At 46.2% G+C, this 18,064-nt stretch carries 18 protein-coding genes and 1 riboswitch; of the genes, 11 read left to right on the forward strand and 7 right to left on the reverse strand.

Annotation, left to right across the window (positions count from 1 at the left end):
- The first annotated feature begins 2 nt into the window (after positions 1-2).
- From AYW75_RS13605 to AYW75_RS13615, 3 genes are all read left to right on the forward strand, one after another.
- Positions 3-785, forward strand: a complete 783-nt coding sequence (locus tag AYW75_RS13605) for a cytochrome c1 (protein ID WP_067100367.1) — start codon at positions 3-5, stop codon at positions 783-785.
- Positions 786-898: 113 nt separating this feature from the next.
- Entirely contained in the window at positions 899-1,531 is a 633-nt protein-coding gene (locus AYW75_RS13610) for a glutathione S-transferase N-terminal domain-containing protein (protein ID WP_067100370.1), read from the forward strand.
- Between the two features lie 61 nt (positions 1,532-1,592).
- The gene (locus AYW75_RS13615; RefSeq protein ID WP_067100373.1) at positions 1,593-1,982 is read left to right on the forward strand and encodes a ClpXP protease specificity-enhancing factor; all 390 of its coding nucleotides are present in this window, start codon (positions 1,593-1,595) and stop codon (positions 1,980-1,982) included.
- 4 nt (positions 1,983-1,986) lie between these two features.
- Here the strand turns inward: AYW75_RS13615 and AYW75_RS13620 are convergent, their stop codons facing one another.
- The 3 genes from AYW75_RS13620 to AYW75_RS13630 are packed head-to-tail and all read right to left on the reverse strand — an operon-like array spanning position 1,987 to position 4,656.
- Positions 1,987-2,580, reverse strand: coding sequence for an SIS domain-containing protein (locus tag AYW75_RS13620; protein WP_067100375.1), 594 nt, complete (start codon positions 2,578-2,580; stop codon positions 1,987-1,989).
- A 14-nt stretch (positions 2,581-2,594) separates the two neighbouring features.
- Positions 2,595-2,966: a YraN family protein gene (locus AYW75_RS13625; protein ID WP_067100377.1), complete on the reverse strand. Its 372-nt coding sequence runs from the start codon at positions 2,964-2,966 to the stop codon at positions 2,595-2,597.
- Positions 2,926-4,656: a penicillin-binding protein activator gene (locus AYW75_RS13630; protein ID WP_197478957.1), complete on the reverse strand. Its 1,731-nt coding sequence runs from the start codon at positions 4,654-4,656 to the stop codon at positions 2,926-2,928. Before AYW75_RS13630 ends, AYW75_RS13625 begins: the two co-directional genes overlap by 41 nt.
- A gap of 134 nt (positions 4,657-4,790) precedes the next feature.
- Here AYW75_RS13630 and rsmI point away from each other — a divergent pair, with 134 nt between their 5' ends.
- The 6 genes from rsmI to thiH all read left to right on the forward strand — a co-directional run bounded on the left by rsmI (position 4,791) and on the right by thiH (position 11,151).
- Positions 4,791-5,645 (forward strand): 16S rRNA (cytidine(1402)-2'-O)-methyltransferase, encoded by an 855-nt coding sequence (rsmI, locus tag AYW75_RS13635; protein ID WP_067100383.1) that lies wholly within the window; start codon positions 4,791-4,793, stop codon positions 5,643-5,645.
- Positions 5,646-5,707: 62 nt separating this feature from the next.
- Positions 5,708-5,812, forward strand: a riboswitch (TPP riboswitch).
- 130 nt (positions 5,813-5,942) lie between these two features.
- Positions 5,943-7,904 carry a phosphomethylpyrimidine synthase ThiC gene (gene thiC, locus AYW75_RS13640; RefSeq protein WP_067100385.1) on the forward strand — a complete coding sequence of 654 codons (1,962 nt, stop codon included), beginning with the start codon at positions 5,943-5,945 and terminating at the stop codon, positions 7,902-7,904.
- Positions 7,905-9,041, forward strand: coding sequence for a thiamine phosphate synthase (thiE, locus tag AYW75_RS13645; RefSeq protein ID WP_067100388.1), 1,137 nt, complete (start codon positions 7,905-7,907; stop codon positions 9,039-9,041).
- On the forward strand, positions 9,022-9,219 hold the full coding sequence (thiS, locus tag AYW75_RS13650) for a sulfur carrier protein ThiS (protein WP_067100390.1): 198 nt from the start codon (positions 9,022-9,024) through the stop codon (positions 9,217-9,219). The genes thiE and thiS overlap by 20 nt, the downstream gene beginning before the upstream one ends.
- A complete protein-coding gene (locus AYW75_RS13655) occupies positions 9,137-9,994 on the forward strand; it encodes a thiazole synthase (protein WP_269447789.1) in 858 nt (285 codons plus the stop codon). Before thiS ends, AYW75_RS13655 begins: the two co-directional genes overlap by 83 nt.
- Positions 9,991-11,151 carry a 2-iminoacetate synthase ThiH gene (thiH, locus tag AYW75_RS13660; protein ID WP_067100395.1) on the forward strand — a complete coding sequence of 387 codons (1,161 nt, stop codon included), beginning with the start codon at positions 9,991-9,993 and terminating at the stop codon, positions 11,149-11,151. Before AYW75_RS13655 ends, thiH begins: the two co-directional genes overlap by 4 nt.
- Before the next feature lie 238 nt (positions 11,152-11,389).
- On the opposite strand, the gene AYW75_RS13665 is transcribed toward thiH, so the two are convergent.
- Entirely contained in the window at positions 11,390-12,265 is an 876-nt protein-coding gene (locus tag AYW75_RS13665) for an MYG1 family protein (RefSeq protein ID WP_067100397.1), read from the reverse strand.
- Positions 12,266-12,624: 359 nt separating this feature from the next.
- On the opposite strand from AYW75_RS13665, the gene AYW75_RS18910 reads away from it, so the two are divergent.
- Positions 12,625-12,777: a hypothetical protein gene (locus AYW75_RS18910; protein ID WP_170756318.1), complete on the forward strand. Its 153-nt coding sequence runs from the start codon at positions 12,625-12,627 to the stop codon at positions 12,775-12,777.
- Between the two features lie 43 nt (positions 12,778-12,820).
- Here AYW75_RS18910 and AYW75_RS13670 read toward each other — a convergent pair whose 3' ends face one another.
- A complete protein-coding gene (locus tag AYW75_RS13670) occupies positions 12,821-13,372 on the reverse strand; it encodes a uracil-DNA glycosylase family protein (protein ID WP_331709531.1) in 552 nt (183 codons plus the stop codon).
- 96 nt (positions 13,373-13,468) lie between these two features.
- Complete coding sequence (locus tag AYW75_RS13675; protein WP_231886219.1) at positions 13,469-14,830, reverse strand: cation:proton antiporter; 1,362 nt, start codon at positions 14,828-14,830, stop codon at positions 13,469-13,471.
- A 144-nt stretch (positions 14,831-14,974) separates the two neighbouring features.
- On the opposite strand from AYW75_RS13675, the gene AYW75_RS13680 reads away from it, so the two are divergent.
- A complete protein-coding gene (locus tag AYW75_RS13680; RefSeq protein ID WP_067100405.1) occupies positions 14,975-17,155 on the forward strand; it encodes an OsmC domain/YcaO domain-containing protein in 2,181 nt (726 codons plus the stop codon).
- 199 nt (positions 17,156-17,354) lie between these two features.
- Here the strand turns inward: AYW75_RS13680 and AYW75_RS13685 are convergent, their stop codons facing one another.
- Positions 17,355-17,750 (reverse strand): hypothetical protein, encoded by a 396-nt coding sequence (locus AYW75_RS13685; protein ID WP_067100407.1) that lies wholly within the window; start codon positions 17,748-17,750, stop codon positions 17,355-17,357.
- Between the last annotated feature and the right edge of the window lie 314 nt (positions 17,751-18,064).

Consider the following 18,064-nt stretch of genomic DNA (forward strand, 5'->3'; position numbering starts at 1 on the left):
CCATGAAAAAGATTTTCGCAACTGTGACGCTAATGTTTGCGTCGGCGTTGGCTCTCGCTTCAGGTGGATCAAGTGTACACCTTGAGCATATGGCTCCGGATTTGCATGACAAAGCGTCTCTACAGCGTGGTATGCAGGTTTTCACTAATTACTGTGCCGGTTGTCACGAAATGGGTTATGCCCGTTATGAGCGAGCCGCAACAGATTTAGGTATTCCGGCAGATATCTTTGAACAAAACCTTCTGCCTTCTGGTAAGAAGATTGGCGAATTGATGACGAATTCAATGGATGCTGACGATGCTAAGAACTGGTTTGGTGCGACGCCACCAGATCTGACGCTTGAGGCGCGCCTGCGTGGTCATGATTGGGTATACACTTACTTAAAGTCTTTCTATGAAGATGAGACGCGTCCATGGGGAGTGAATAATGCAATCTTCCCGAGTGTCGGGATGCCAAACGTGCTTGAGCATCTACAAGGTGTGCGTCACATGACGTGTGCACAAGCTCCATCTTTGGATGAGCACGGCAAGCCAAAATTTGATACACTTACAGGTGATATCTTAACTGAAGAGCAATGTAACGTTGTGGTTCAAAAGACTGAAGGGCAATTGTCCGAAGAGGAATTTGACCAAGTTGCTTACGATGTTACAAATTTCTTAGTATATATGGGTGAGCCAAGCCGTCTACAGGCTGAATCATTAGGTATAAAAGTGTTACTATTCATTGTTCTATTTGGTATCTTCGCATATCTATTGAACAAAGAATACTGGCGCGAAATTCACTAATGAACAGCTGAGTTTTGCTCGAAATGTCCCTCCCGTGGAGGGACATTTACACAATAGTTTGTTAAGTTAACCCCTTTATGGGGTTTTCGTTGTTTATTGAATAGGGGTTATACATGGGTGTTATTGCAAAGCGCTCCTCAATGACGTTCTTCTCTGATGGAGAAGATCACTACAGCCATCGCGTACGTATTGTTTTGGCTGAAAAAGCGGTAACCGTAGATATTATTGATGTTGATCCTTTCAACAAGCCAGAGGAATTGGCTGATATTAACCCTTACAACGAGTTGCCGGCACTGGTTGACCGTGAACTTGTTTTGTATGAACCAAACGTAATGATGGAATATTTGGATGAGCGTTTTCCGCATCCACCATTGCTACCAGTTTATCCGGTTGCACGTGCTGAAAGTCGTCTTTACATGTACCGCATTCAGCGTGACTGGGCGGTATTGGTTGATATTATATTGACAAGTAAAGACCGTGAGACAGTTGAAGCAGCTCAGAAAGAATTGCGTGAGAGCTTGGTAAGCGTATCGCCAATTTTTGAAGAAAAGCCTTACTTCATGAGTGAAGAATTCACGATTGTTGATTGCTGCCTTGCTCCAGTATTATGGCGTCTGCCAATACTAGGTGTTGATATTGAAAAATCTCAAGCGCCTGGTTTGTATAAATATATGGATCTGGTTTTTGAGCGTGAATCTTTCAAAGAAAGTCTTTCTGAGGCTGAACAAGAAATGCGCCTTGATTAAGGTGAATTACGAATAACAAAAGGGGCATATTGCCCCTTTTATTTTATCTGGAGTGCAAGTAATGATTCCAAAGCGTTCTTATTTATTGAATGCAACCTATGAGTGGATTGCAGACAACGAGATGACGCCTTACCTATTGGTAAATGCTGAATATGAAGGTGCGGTTGTACCGCTTGAGTTTGTGAAAGACGGACAAATCGTCTTAAACATCAGTATGAGTGCTGTGCGTCATTTGCATATTGATAAAGCAGGTGTTTCTTTTGAAGCACGTTTCAGTGGAAAGCCAATGCAGGTGTTTGTGCCGATGGCCGCCGCTGAAGCAATTTATGCGAAAGAGAATGGTGACGGGTTGGCGTTTCCGCCAGAAGATTTTGATGACGTGGCTCCGGAGCCAGAGCCTACGCCTCCAGCTCCACCTAAAAAAGGCTTCACACTAAAAGTTGTGAAATAACGCCTTAGTCATCGTAACCAAATAGCTGTCGTTCCAAAAGATCTACCAATGCGTGAACGACAGTTGTTTGTACCTCTTGAACGCGCGCTGTCCCTGTTAGGTTTATTTTTATTTCTGTATCATCTCGTGAAGTAAGTGACGATACGTTTTTAGCATCAGGTGTTGTCAACGCAACAATGCTCATTTTGCGTTCATGTGCTGCCTGAATCGCCTGAATAATTGGTGACGTATTACCTTTATTTGCTACCACAAACAACACGTCACCAGGGTTACCCAGTGCTGTAATCTGCTTTGAAAACACGTCGTGGTAACTGTCGTTATGAGTGATTGCGAGTAGAGCGTTGCCATTGCTGGTTAGAGAAATCGCAGGTAGGCCAGGGCGCTCACGATCCATACGGTCTAATAAGAGCGTGCTGAAATATTGCGAAATAAATGAGCCTGTACCATTTCCTATGGCAACGACCTTACCGCCATTTGCTATGCTGTTAAATAATACAATGCCTGCATGCTCTATGTGAGCGGGTAAGGTTTCTAAAGCATACTGTTGAGACTCAAAGCTTTGTGCGAATTGGGTATAAATGGCTTCTTGATAATCCATAACAACTACTGTGTCTACACTGCTTGTAACCACTCAATATGATGTAAGTCTAAATAGCCATCTATGGCAATTACATCAATTTGGTATTGGCTATGCTGCAGATTGTTTTTCATTAACCAATATTCTGCTGTTTTCAGAATTCGGCGATATTTTGTGGCTGTGATGCTTTCGCTAGCACTGCCTCGTGTGGCGTTGGCTCTGTAACGAACTTCAACAAATACGTAGTTAGATCGATGTTGCATAATCAAATCGACCTCACCAACACGTGAATGAAAATTTCGAGCGATAGCAACATAACCTTGAGAAACCAAGAACTGTTCGGCTAAACGCTCTGCTTTCTCTCCATCAGAGTTCTTTTTTCTGGGCGAAATAACTTTCTTTAGCATCGATAAGCTCTCCTTGCTTATACGTCACTATATTCGGGCGTCGATTAAAAATTCCATCATCATCTAACGTAATAATCCCAGTTCTTGCAGAAACTCGCGCTGACTTAACATTAGTAAACAAAGCTAATCGCTTAGCAAGTAAATAGCTGTCATTTCCCAGTGCCGTTAATCTTTGCAGGACAAATGGAATGTTATTTGCTTTCTTAGATGAATCAATAACCGCAGGTAACTCAGTAAAAATGATGCGTTCGATGTCTTCATTTTTAGTGGTCTGGCTTGGTGATTTATCATGTATCGTCTGAGAAGCTAATAAAGGAATATCTTCTGCAAAATAGAAATTTAACAGAGGGCGTATCTGTTTCGCGTCGTCCAGCTTACCAATAAAGTATACATAATCTAAATCTTGGCGTGCCCGAGGTGTGGACTCAATATCTTGTTTTGTCCATTGACGAATTCGACGGATACGTGCCTCACTTTCATCCACTTGAAGCAATTTCTTAACCGCTGAAGCCCGACCCGTAGGCGTGTCCTCATAAGAGATTGCGTTTAGCACAGGTAAGTTAAGCTCACTGGCAATTTCACGGAACTGATCACTTTGGCGTAAGGCCCAAGTAGGCTGCATGGATAGAACAGCAGAGTTTTGAGCACCTTCTTTTTTTGCAAAGGCCATAAGTGCACGTATATCGTCTCTTACGTTCAATGAAAAATGATACAGATTTTTTACGATCGTATTACTTTCAAGTTGGTTCAGCGCAATGGTTGGCACATCCGTAACAAGGTTAGAAAGTTGAGCGACGTTCTGCTTTCGCAAAGGGCCTAAAATCGTTTCTGCACCACTAGCTAAGGCTACTTGATACGCTTCAGTAAAGGTATTAAAGGAATCCGTATCGATTATGTGTAGATCCGGTTGTACTGCTTTATTGGAGTAATATTGCTGTAAAATACCATCTAAAATCGCATCTGATGCGGCTTTTAATTCTTTGCTCATCGGTAGCATGATGGCAACAGAGGTTGGCATGTGTTGCTCAAGTGACGCCATGATTTGGTAATCTATTGGCGGGTGCATTGAAGCAGGATGACCAGGGTTCTGTGCTTGCCAGAGGTTAAAATCTTGTACCTGCTGATCAACTGTTCGCACTTGATTGCGTAAAATATTTGACACTTGAAGCCAGCCATCAAGTAATGGGAAAGGGCTGCTTTCTAAGTAAGAAACTTCATTGTCTGTCAGATTTTGTATGGCCAGCCAAAGTTGTTGGCGGTTGGCTTCTTGCTGCTCAACAGGCAGCATCAAAGTAAGCTGCATATAATCTCTTACAGCACTTGGCCAACTGTCTAACGAAGACATGATCGCGGCATGGTGCTGTAACAATTTAATATTGTTCTCAGGTCGCTGCGCTATGGGCATTTGTCCTGCTTGACTCAGTACTTGTACTGCAAGCATAGGTACTTCAAGTGCAATAGCGACTTTGCTTAATTCAAGCAAGCCGCCAAACTTGGATGGTGTATTGAGGTTAATAACATGCGCTTCGAGAATCATACGAGCTTGAAGGTATTGCTCATCTTTAACTAAGGCCTGTGCAGCAGCAAGATAGTACGGAGCAGACTTTTCAGGACTAGACTGTTGTTTAGCCTGAGTTAGAGCAAACTCGTAATCAGATAGGTCACCTTGCTGCATTTGTTGTGCAATCACAGGACTCACATTTGATGAGGAAGTTTCTATGGCACTACAGCCAATTAGAGACAATGTGACTAAGGATAATGGTATGATACGGGATCTAAACAAACTCATAAGCACGCAATACTTAAGCCGATAAAAGAGGAAACATGGTAACACAGTCTGATAATGATGTTAGAGGAACCTTCTACATTGTAGCGACCCCAATTGGTAATCTAGATGATTTTTCCGATCGTGCAAAACGAGTTTTACAAGAAGTTGACTTTATCGCTGCCGAAGACACGCGTCACAGTAAGCGTTTGATGAATCATTTTGGTATTGAGACCCGACTATTTGCTTTGCACGACCACAACGAGCGTGACAAAGCCGCTTATATTTCTTCTTTACTAAAAGAAGGAAAAAGTGTCGCTTTAATCTCTGACGCTGGTACACCATTAATTTCCGACCCTGGCTACCACGTGGTTCATTTTTTACGTCAAGAAGGCCATAAAGTGACGCCTGTGCCTGGTGCGTCAGCGTTGATTACCGCTTTGTGTGCATCGGGCTTACCCACGGACCGCTTCAGTTTTGTCGGTTTTCTGCCAGCCAAAAGTAAATCACGTCGAGATGAAATGTCGTCTTGGCTACCCAGTCTCGGTACCGTCGTATTTTACGAATCGACACACCGTATTTTAGATTGTTTAGAAGATCTAAATACGGTGTGGGGAAACACAGTACAGGTTGCCTTGGCACGTGAATTAACGAAAACATTTGAGACGTTTTTATCCGGTTCTATTTCAGAAATTCAACGCATTTTACAAGAAGATAGCAACCAAACTCGTGGCGAATTTGTGATGATGGTTTCGCTTCCTGCTCAGCAAGAAGACAATTCTGAAGCTCTTAAAATACTAACAATATTGCTTAAAGAATTGCCAGTGAAACAAGCCGCAGCCTTGGCAGCAGAAATTACCGGTGAGAAGAAAAATGCTTTGTACAAACAAGCGCTGGTAATGAACGAATCCTAATCTGCTAAATTAACGAACACCGTTTGGGAGTTTACAGCAACGTCTAAACGCGTATACTGATGCACAACTTGTCGGAGTGCCTTAATTGGCTGAGATCGCATTATAGTGCGGGATCCGCAGAACCTGATCAGGCTAATACCTGCGAAGGGAACAAGAAATCATCTTTTCTTTTCTGCTGAAATTAGTGTTGTTTGCCTCACCTAATCAAGGGAAGGCCAAAAAACAACCTCATGTGCTGCAAGCACATGATCTCCTGACAAGCATTTTTTCCTAACCAATGTTAATGGGAACTTGCTTATGTCAACTGCAACACCAAAACCAACAAAACAATCTCGTGAAAACGCCCGTTTAGACGCCAAAGCGTTTATTGAATCTTTACAGGCGACACCGTTTCCATCTTCTGATCGTATCTACGTGCAAGGCTCTGACGCGTCAATCCAAGTACCGATGCGCCAGATTAACCTAAGCGACACACCCATTGGCTCAGACCCAGACAATCTGACGTTTGAACCCAACGAGCCGATCTATGTATACGACACCTCGGGTCCATACGGTGATCAAGCAGAAAGCATTGATGTACACGCGGGTCTAAAGGCTCTGCGTCGGTCGTGGATTGACGCTCGCCATGACACGAAAATCCTAGAAAGTGTCAGTTCAAACTTCGCTCAAGCACGTTTAGCGAACGATGAATTGGACACGCTACGTTTCAAACACCTGCCACGTGTTCGTAAAGCCCAAGCAGGCCAATGCGTCACTCAAATGCATTACGCACGTCAGGGCATCATCACCCCCGAGATGGAATACATCGCCATCCGTGAAAACCAAAATCTGCAAGCGATCAAATCCGAACTGTTGCTAAAACAACACCCGGGCCATAGCTTCGGAGCCAATATTCAGACGGAGATTACGCCAGAGTTCGTACGCAAAGAAGTCGCTGAAGGTCGCGCGATCATTCCTAACAACGTGAACCACCCAGAAACCGAACCCATGATCATTGGCCGTAACTTCTTGGTGAAGGTCAACGCCAACATCGGTAACTCGGCGCTCACGTCTTCCATCGAAGAAGAAGTAGAAAAACTGGTTTGGTCGACGCGCTGGGGCGCCGACACCGTGATGGACTTATCGACCGGTAAAAACATCCACGAAACGCGTGAATGGATTCTGCGTAACTCGCCAGTGCCAATCGGTACGGTACCGATTTACCAAGCTCTAGAAAAAGTCGACGGCGTGGCCGAAGACCTTAACTGGGATGTGTTCCGCGATACGCTGATCGAGCAAGCGGAGCAGGGCGTGGATTACTTCACGATTCACTGTGGTGTGTTGCTACGTTATGTACCCATGACCGCCAAACGCCTAACCGGCATTGTCTCCCGTGGTGGTTCCATCATGGCGAAATGGTGTCTGGCACACCACGAAGAAAACTTTTTGTACACCCGCTTCAAAGAGATCTGTGACATTTGTGCCGCGTATGACGTGTCGCTGTCATTAGGGGATGGCCTTCGTCCTGGTTCGATCATGGATGCCAATGACGAAGCGCAACTGTCTGAGCTGCGTACTTTAGGCGAGCTTACCAAGATTGCATGGGACTATGATGTGCAGGTGATGATCGAAGGCCCAGGGCACGTGCCGATGCAATTGATCAAAGAGAACATGGATCTTCAACTCGAGCAGTGCCATGAAGCTCCGTTTTATACGTTAGGGCCCTTGACCCAAGACATCGCGCCCGGCTATGACCACATCACCTCGGGTATTGGTGCTGCGCAAATCGGTTGGTACGGCTGCGCCATGTTGTGTTATGTGACGCCAAAAGAGCACCTAGGCTTACCCAACAAAGAAGACGTCAAACAAGGTCTCATCACTTACAAAATTGCCGCCCACGCCGCGGATCTTGCCAAAGGCCATCCGGGTACGCAAGTGCGCGACAACGCCTTGTCCAAAGCCCGCTTTGAGTTTCGCTGGGAAGATCAGTTTAACTTGTCTCTTGACCCAGAAACCGCACGCGCTTATCACGATGAAACCTTGCCACAAGCATCGGGTAAAGTGGCGCATTTTTGCTCCATGTGTGGCCCAAAATTCTGTTCGATGAAGATTACTCAAGAAGTACGTGATTACGCCGCGGGCCTTGAAAAAATAGAGGCGCTCGATGTGACCGCTAACGCTGGCATGCAAAAAATGTCGGCCCAATTCAAAGAGCTGGGCAGCGATGTCTATCTCACCACTGACAAGCTCGCTGACACTGAAACGGAGACGCAACCTTAAATGACCGCTACCGACATGATGACGATTGCCTATACTGATGCAGGCTTTGGGTCTTCTGTGCTTAAGAGCACCCACCACCTAGAGTGTTGGGTGTGTCACTCAAAAACAGAAGCCATTCGAATTGAGTCAAGTGACGCGGGCGTAACACTGGCCACGCCCACGGAAACTTGGCAATTCGTCAACGAACTCGATACCGCCAATGTCGTGTACCAAGCGCGCTGTGAAGGCCACGATGTGTGGGTGAAATGGTTGCAAGACGATCGCATTGCGCATTTTTCGGCCCCCGCATTGGGAACGATTCACGTCAACGATGTGGCCGTAGCATTGGCGTGTTTTATTGCGCGAGGCTACGAGCATTTGGATGCGATGACCTTAGCGTTGGCGTGGTTAACTCAGCAGGCACAAGGGGCAGGTAGTGCGTGGCCAACCGACAAACGTTGGTTTCCCAATACGTCATTTGAAAACGATCACCAACTACCTGAGACAGGGCAGTTTGCGTCAATAGAGACGGTACTGTTTACTTTGTATCCAGTCGTTGACAGTGTTGAGTGGTTAGCGCTGGTGTTAGAGCAAGGCGTCACCACGGCACAGTTACGCATCAAAGATCCAGAAGACCCTGAACTCACCGTCAAAATTCAACAGGCTATTGCGTTAGGCCAACAGTATGGTACTCAAGTCTTCATCAACGACTATTGGCAATTAGCGATTGAACTCGGCGCTTACGGGGTACATTTGGGTCAAGAAGACATCGAAGTGGCCAACTTAACCGCGATCCAGCAAGCGGGCGTACGCTTGGGCATCAGTACCCATGGCTACTTTGAAATCCTACGCGCCTTTAACCTTCAACCCAGCTACATTGCCTTGGGGCATATTTATCCAACCGTCACCAAAGACATGCCATCACAGCCTCAAGGGCTCACTCGACTGGGGCAATATGTGACGCTGATCGATGGTGCCTACCCAACAGTCGCCATCGGAGGCATCAACGCCGAGCGCTTACCCAAAGTCAAAGCGACGGGCGTGGATTCGGTGGCACTGGTCACCGCGATCACCCGTGCGGACGATCCTCAAGCCGCCACCCGCACCTTACTCAATCAAGTCGTGCAAGGAGAACATTATGCAGCTCTATGTGAATGACGAACCCGTACAGTTAGAACAGACGTTACTGGGTGACGTCATTGAAACCGTTGTGCCGAGCGAGCAGCGTGTCGCCGTCGCAGTGAATCAACAAATTGTACCGCGCAGTCAGTGGTCTGAGTGTCTACTCAAAGACAACGATCGCATTGATATCTTTGAATCCATCGCAGGGGGGTAACATGGCACTTACGATAGCAGGCCACGAGTTTACATCGCGCTTATTCACGGGCACGGGCAAATATGCAAGCCAAGAGCAAATGATAGCCTCAATACTAGCCAGCGGGAGCGACATGACCACCTTGTCACTGCGCCGCATGGATCTGAAAAGCGGGTCAGACAATATCTTGAAGCCTCTGCAACAACTGGGCGTTAAATTACTGCCCAATACGTCAGGCGCACGAGACGCTAAAGAAGCCATTTATGCCGCTCAATTGGCACAGGAAGCGCTCGAAACGAATTGGGTTAAAGTGGAGATTCATCCCGACCCTCGTTACCTCATGCCGGACCCGATCGAGACGTTAAAAGCGGTCGAAGCATTAGTGCGCCTTGGTTTTGTCGTCATGCCCTACATTCATGCCGATCCTGTGCTATGCAAGCGTTTGGAAGAAGTCGGCGCGCAATGCGTGATGCCATTAGGCTCGCCGATTGGCTCGAATCAAGGTCTCGCCTCTAAGCCCTTTTTGGACATTATCATCGAGCAAAGCAATGTGCCGGTGATTGTCGATGCTGGTATAGGGGCGCCGTCTCATGCCGCCGCCGCGTTAGAAGCGGGCGCCGATGCGGTATTGGTGAACACAGCCATGGCGGTGGCCAGCGAGCCTGAAACCATGGGCAAAGCCTTCAAGTTCGCGGTCGAAGCTGGGCGCATGGCCTACGAATCGGGCACAGGGCAAATGCAGCAAACTGCTCACGCGTCAAGCCCATTGACCGAGTTCCTCAAGGAGCTGTCATGAGCGGTACCGTACGCATTTTGCACCAAAGCCCTGACATAGCAGGGCAATTTAGTGCGGAGTTAGCGTCATTAGACTGGGAAGCGACGACCACGCAACACCAACAGGCAACGGAAGCCGATGTGCGCCGCGCACTGGCCAAATCCAAACGTGATATCAATGACTTTGCAGCGTTGATATCACCCGCGGCCAAACCCTTTTTAAATGACATGGTGGCACAAAGCGAGCGCTTAACTCAGCAACGCTTTGGCAATACCGTCAGCTTATTTGCGCCACTGTATTTGTCGAATACCTGTGCCAACGAGTGTACCTATTGCGGTTTCTCCATGAGTAACGCGATCAAACGCCTTACATTGGATGAATCTCAAGTTGAGCGTGAGATCGACGCGATCAAACGTAAAGGCTTTGATCATATCTTGCTGGTGACAGGGGAAACTCAAAAAGTCTCCATGCCATACTTTGAGCGTATGTTGCCACTGTTTAAACCGGCCTTTAGTCAACTCTCCATGGAAGTGCAGCCACTAGAGCGAGACGAATACGCACGGCTCAAAGAGCTGGGTCTTGATGGTGTCTTGGTCTACCAAGAAACCTACCGTCGTAGCACCTATCTTGAACATCATCTGCGGGGCAATAAGTCAGACTTTAACCATCGTCTTGATGCCCCTGATCGACTAGGCCAAGCCAAAGTTCATAAGATTGGCTTAGGTGTCTTGCTTGGGTTAGACGATTGGCGTACCGACTCCATCATGATGGCGCATCATCTACGACACCTGCAAAAACGCTACTGGCGCTCACGCTTCAGCGTTGCCTTTCCGCGAATACGTCCCTGTGCAGGCGGCATCGAGCCTAAATCCGTGATATCCGACTTAGAGCTGGTGCAACTGATCGCCGCATGGCGCTTGTTTGATGCAGACTTAGAAATGAGCCTTTCCACCCGTGAATCGGCCGACTTTCGAAATCACGCCGCGCGTATGGGCTTCACCACCATGAGCGCCGAATCCAAAACCCAGCCGGGTGGCTACGCCGACGACGCGCAACCCGCATTAGAGCAATTTGAAATAAGCGACGAACGCAGCGTCACCGACGTCGCCAACGCCATTCGTGCCCAAGGCCGCGAAGTCGTCTGGAAAGACTGGGACATTTCCCTAAACCACACCTAATCCAAAGCGCTCCCAGCGAGCGCTGATTGCCCTTGTACGAGGTGGGCATCCGCGATCAAAGCAATACTTTGTAGTCTCGAAGTCTTCTTAGTTCAATATGGGCCGAGCTAGAATAGGCATACTGTCGGATGACATTATATCGATGGTTTCTTTTACGCTTCTAAATTTTAGAAAGTCCAGCATAACGGATGCTAAAAATCGGAGCTTTTAAACAGCACCGATTGTTAGCATTGTTGGGCTAGTATTCCAACGCCATCTCGGCCATTTTCAGGGTGTTCTCAAACGACTTACAGCCTGCGATAAATAAGCCGTTGTGACAGAACATGGCGTCGTCAAGTCCGGTTATGCCTTGCAGTTCTTTGCCTGATAGCCCTGCCCACGGAGCAGGAAGCTTTTTACGGTCTTCAAACGAGCCGAGTTCGACGGGTACGGTTTGGATGCGCCACTCTCCGGTTTGCGCAGGGTAGAGCATAAATAGCGCATCTTGGGATAACTTCAGTACCGTGGTTTTCCAAGGAGTGAATTGCTCTAGCACGATAACTCTTGGGTCACCAGCTTTTTCTATCGCCTCGGCAACAATGCTTTTGGCGTTGACACCACCTTGGGCTGCGGCGATAAACCGTGTTAAAACGCGCGATGCAAAGGTAACGGCTTCTTCAAAACAGGCATCAAAATTGTTGTCTTCTTCCCAGGTTGGGTTAAACAAGGAGATGGTTTGACTCAGGCTGACGCCAGTGAGTGGGCCATCGACGTGCCCGCAGTCGATAGCGTCGATAGCAGAGACCAAGTTCTTATCCACTGAGTCTGCAACTTCTTGATCGCCAGAGCACAATTTTAGGCCGTATTTTTGCCACATCAAGCCAAAGGATGAAAAGGGAATGCCGTTTTCTCGTGCGCCAGCACCGCCTCGTTGATGATGATCGAAGCGGCCTGTGTCTGCATCGTATACACCGCCAACATCTAAGACGAGATCGGCTTGGGCGATCACGTCTAGGTCTCGTGTCCGTATGATTTTTGCCGAAGTGAAAAGTTGTTTAAGGGCTGCTACAGCAAATACGTCGTCGGCGTGAAAGTTTCCGTTGTGTGTCGCTATCACTTGAATTTTATCGGTCATTTTATCATCTCTTTTATTGATCTCATTTCACTTCACAGCACGGTTGTACTAAACATCCTAATTTTACGGGGTTTTGTGGGGAGGTGACACCGTTCATTTTGTTGAATCAAAGCGTAGCTTAGGTAAAACCCAGTGAAAGTGCTGATTTGAACTATTGGCGTAGGAGTCTTGTTAGGGTACGATGCGCCGAATGTTATGCACTTAGCTAAAAGGTATAGCTAAAGTTGCCTGCAAGTTGTGTTTTGCTATTGATTCGCGGCAAAACGCAAAATCAGTCGCTGTTTAGGGACGTTATGTTCTATACACTTGCTGAACTAAAATACCGACCCTATTTGAACTTTACGACATGAGATTTATAAATGACCGCATTTGATACAAGAGTGGAAGAACTGATTGCTAAGCATCCACATTTAACCAAAGATGAAGCCATCAAAATCGTAACCGAGAAAAATAAGCGCAAAAAACAGAAGAGAAACGAAAGATCAAATAAAGGCAATGTTAACAAGGACTAAAACGAGCAATACGCTCTGGTCTTTGACAAAGGTGTCTGCCCCGTTAGCGAAGTAAGTGTTTTACTTTGTCCCTCAGTATTGGCAACACCTCTTCTTCAAACCATGGGTTTTGTTTTAGCCAACGGTTATTCCTTGGGCTTGGGTGAGGTAGAGCGATCTTGCCTTGCTCCAGCCAGTAGGCCCAGCGCTTCACATGTTCGGTGACCTTATCTGATTGAGTCAGATAGTATGCTTGGGCATGACTCCCAAGAACAATCGTCAACTCTATTTTATTCAATTCACCTAGGAGTATTTCGTGCCATTTGGCAGCGCATTCTGGTCTGGGGGGTAAGTCACCCGATTTGCGACCTTTGGACGGGCCACTTTTAAAAAAGGTGTTGCCGGGGAAGCAAAATCCCATCGGGACGATGGCGAGTTTAGTGGCATCGTAAAAGCTGCTTTTGCTCAGCCCTAGCCATTGGCGCAGGCGATCGCCACTGGCGTCATCAAACGGGCGACCCGCATCGTGGGCTTTTTGTCCCGGCGCTTGTCCCGCAATTAACACTCTGGCGTCGGGGTGTATCTGAAGAATGGGTTTGGGTTCCAAGGGGAGCACGTTGGCACATTGCCGACAATTCAGAATGTTTTGATGTAATTGAGAAAAAGATTCCTTACCCATAGCCTTACTCCATCTTTCATCTTACTCAAAGAATTAGTTATCTTTATTTATTGGCAAGGTTTTAGCGACTTTGCCAATGCTTAAACCCTGCACCAAAATAGAGAACACTACTACGGCGTAGGTAAGCGTAAGCAAAATATCTCTCTCATTTCCTGCTGGAAGTTGCAGCACTAACGCAACGGAGATGCCACCACGTAGGCCTCCCCAAGTTAAGACGTTCCATGCGCCATTGGGCAGATTTAGCTGTTTTTTAAACGTTGTTGTCGTAAGACTTACGACTGTTAGTCTTGCGGCCAGTGCTACGCAGATGGTTAAACCCGCAGCGAGAGATAAGTTGCCTGAGTACGTTATCATGACGATCTCTAGGCCAATAAGAACAAACAGCGCAGCGTTCAAAATTTCATCGACCAGTTCCCAAAATAAATCGACGTAATGACGAGTGGTATCGCTCATCGCCCATGTGCGTCCATGATTTCCGACCATTAATCCTACCATCACCATAGCTAGTGGGCCTGAAAGGTGCCAATGGCTTGCTAGGGTGTACCCCCCGATGACACCAGCGAGTGTCAGCAATACTTCCTCTTGATAGCTGTCCATGCTCTTCAGTAGGAAGTTTAAAATAGCGCCCAAGGTCAGTCCAAATAAGATCCCGCCGCCTGCCTCAACACTAAGGGTATGAAGAACATATTCAGCGGTAGGGATATCACCACTCGTTAAGATCCCTAAAAGCAGAACAAACACCACAACGCCAATGCCATCATTAAAGAGTGATTCGCCAGCAATGACGGTTTCAATGCTTTTAGGTGCTCCAGCAGATTCTAATATTCCCATAACGGCAATAGGGTCTGTTGGAGATATCAGTGCGCCAAATAATAAGCACCAAATAAAAGGTAGCTTAAGGTCTAAAATAGGTAGCAAGTAATACAGAGCCGCGGCGATCATCGCGGTTGACAATAAAGTACCGATACAAGCTAGAATGCCAATCGGAAGTTTATAGCGCCTCAAGTCCTTTACGTTAACATGCAGGGCGCCAGCAAAAAGAAGCATCGAAAGCATCCCATCGAGCAAGATTTCGGTAAAGTCCAGTTCGTCCAGCAAACTGACCTCGTAGTTGATCAACTGATCAAACCCTAAAAAGCCCATGAAAATCGCCGCGATGGACACTACGATTGAGATCACCATGACCCCTATCGTTGTTGGCAACCCGATAAAGCGATGATTAACATACGCCAACAGAGCGGTGATGGATAAAAAGATCGCGCTGACTTCCAGCACGCTTAAGCTAGACGCTGATTCCATGTCTGATTTCTCGTTGTGTAGGTTTAAGGAGTGACTGTACACGTCGTCAAACCCATAGGATGCGCTTAGAGTTTGATTGTTGCGTAGAATACCCACATGTTACCTATTTAATGATTATTTAGCATCGTGAATTGATGAACATCGTTACCACAAAAAATCCATGATCTAGCACAGTGAACACGCGAAGTAAGTGGGCAATTAATGCTAGACTGCGCGGCATATTGACGCTGGGGCCCCATCATGGAAATCAAAGTAAATTTTTTAGACAATCTTCGTCTAGAAGCCAAGTTCGACGACTTTACTGTCGTGGCCGATCAACCTATTCGCTACAAAGGGGATGGCTCCGCGCCTAGCCCGTTTGATTACTTCTTGGCATCTTCTGCGCTGTGCGCCGCGTATTTCGTTAAGGTTTACTGTAAGGCACGTGATATTCCAACGGAAGATATTCGCTTATCGCAAAATAATATTGTCGATCCTGAAGATCGCTACAACCAGATTTTTCAGATTCAGGTTGAGTTGCCGGAACACATTAGTGATAAAGATCGCCAAGGTATTCTGCGCTCGATTGACCGTTGTACGGTAAAGAAAGTCGTTCAAACTGGCCCTGAGTTTAAGATTGAAACCGTTGAAGACCTTGATGCCGGGGCTTCTCTGATGTCGATGGCGCAACCGGAAGTGGGGCATAAAACGGCGATCTTAGGGAAAGACTTGCCGCTAGAAGATACCATCGCGAATATGTCCAACGTATTGTCTCAGCTGGGTATGAAGATTGAGGTCGCCTCTTGGCGTAATATCGTACCAGGCGTTTGGTCGTTACATTTGCGCGAGGCGGCGTCGCATATGTGTTTTACCAATGGTAAAGGGGCCTGCAAAGAAAGCGCGTTATGCTCTGCATTGGGTGAGTTCATTGAGCGTGCCAGCTGTAACTTTTTTTATAACGATCAATATTTCGGCGAAGACATTGCGAATGCCGAGTTTGTGCATTATCCCTCGGAAAAATGGTTCCCATTGACAGAAGACGATTCATTACCCCAAGGGCTGATGGATGACTACTGTCTGGACATATTTGACCCTGAACAAGAGTTGCAAGGCTCCCATTTGATTGATACCAACTCTGGTAATATCGAGCGCGGTATTTGTGCGATTCCGTATGTGCGTCAATCTGACCAAGAGACAGTTTACTTCCCATCAAATCTCATTGAGAACTTGTTCTTAAGTAACGGAATGAGTGCAGGCAACACCTTGCCTGAGGCAATGGTGCAATGTTTGTCTGAGATCTTCGAACGCGCGGTGAAGAAAGACATCATCGAGCAGGAGATTGTGTTACCGGATGTGCCCATGTCAGTGTTGCAGCACTATCCGAACATCTTGGCAGGCATTCAGAGCCTTGAAGAAAATGGTTTCCCAATCGTGGTGAAAGACGCATCGCTTGGTGGAAAGTTTCCTGTTGCTTGTGTCACATTGATGAACCCGCGCACGGGTGGCGTGTTTGCCTCGTTTGGTGCGCATCCTAGCTTCGAAGTGGCGCTTGAGCGTAGCTTAACAGAGTTACTGCAAGGCCGAAGTTTTGAAGGATTGAATGATGTGCCTGCGCCGACGTTCAATTCCTTTGCGGTCTCTGAACCGAATAATTTTGTTGAGCATTTTATCGATTCGACGGGTGTTATCTCGTGGAAGTTCTTCAGCGCCAAAGCTGATTACGAATTCTGTGAATGGGATTTCTCAGGAACCACTGAACAAGAATGCGACCGTTTGATGGCCATTTTGAAAGATCTTGGCAAAGAAGTGTACATGGCCGTATTCGATGATTTAGGGGCCAACGTTGTGCGTATTTTGGTGCCCGATTACTCGGAAGTGTACCCAGCCGATGATCTGATTTGGGATAATACGAATAAGGCACTGTTGTTCCGTGAGGACATTCTTAATATCCACTCACTTGATTATGAGGCTCTGGGTGAGTTGCTGGAGCGCCTTGAAGAAAGCGAGATAGATCATTACACCGATATTCGTACCTTGATTGGTGTTGAGTTTGATGAAAACACACCGTGGGGGCAATTGGATGTTGGGGAGCTTAAGCTGTTGCTGTTTTTGTCGCTACAAATGCATGAGCAAGCCAAAGATCAAGTGCAGGAGTTCTTAAGTTACAACACGAATACTGTGGAGCGGGGCTTATTTTACCAGGCCATTAACACTGTGCTTGAGATCATCCTTGATGACGAGCTTGAGCTTGACGACTATCTACTGAATTTATCGCGTATGTTTGGCAAAGAGGTCATGGCGAACGTGGTCGGCTCTGTTGAGGGTACAGTGAAATTCTACGGTCTTACACCTACTAATTTGAAGCTTGAAGGCCTTGATCGTCACTTGAAGTTGATCGACAACTATAAAAAGTTGCATGCCTATCGTGCTCGAAAAATATAGGAGGCTACTTAGAGTAGCGGTCTTAATCAGTATGTTGGAGTTAAATATTTATTCTTGATTTAGCTCCAACGCCTCAATCGTTCAGTAGTTTTAAAAGCCTTGTAGCAAACATAAAAGCTTTCTATTAGGCGTACTTATTAGTTAAGAGCATTACATACTAGATCAACACCCATTCAAGGGGAGTTTGATTTGGTGAAATTTAACGATAATCAACGGGAATATGGAAAAAAAGTACTGATTCGAAAGGTGTAAAACTATTAAATGAATTTATCTTGGTCGGATTTTGGTAACCCTCGCTAACTACATGGTTGTTTTTCACTGTCTTGGCAACATGAAGTACTTTTCTTACTCGATGATTGTTCGCGTATTTACGAAAAATTCGTTGATATCTGGATTCCTCGTTTTTAATGAACTCTTTTTGCTTTAAAAAACGGATAAGCCCTCGATTATAGTGTAGAGCACCGAGATGAGGGTCAGTGCATTGGGCGCCATCAATCATCAAAAGAAATTCATTGTTGTTTGGCAGTGAGAATGAACCATCTTCTAACTGAACGTAATCTGCCGGTATAACAAGAGAGTGAGTTTTTGCCGTCATAAATAGGCCTCCTTACCTTACAATTATTGAGCAATCTAAGTAACGAAATTGAGATAGACGTACATTACGTATGAAAGGACCTAATGGATCATATCAAAATGAGATGAATTCTTTGAAGTGTGAACTTATCTCTCTAGGTAAATGTTTGAAAATTTAAATTTATATATAGTTTTACTCTTTTATGTACCGCAATTTCTATTTGTACAATCTATAACAGAACAGACATAGGTGAAAATTTGTCAAAGTTCTCATGACGTGTGTTTGAAATAAAGATTTCTTGATGTGTCGCATAGATATGTAAAATTAGATGAAGT

It is taken from the genome of Marinomonas atlantica (assembly GCF_001639725.1).
Lineage (GTDB): Bacteria > Pseudomonadota > Gammaproteobacteria > Pseudomonadales > Marinomonadaceae > Marinomonas > Marinomonas atlantica.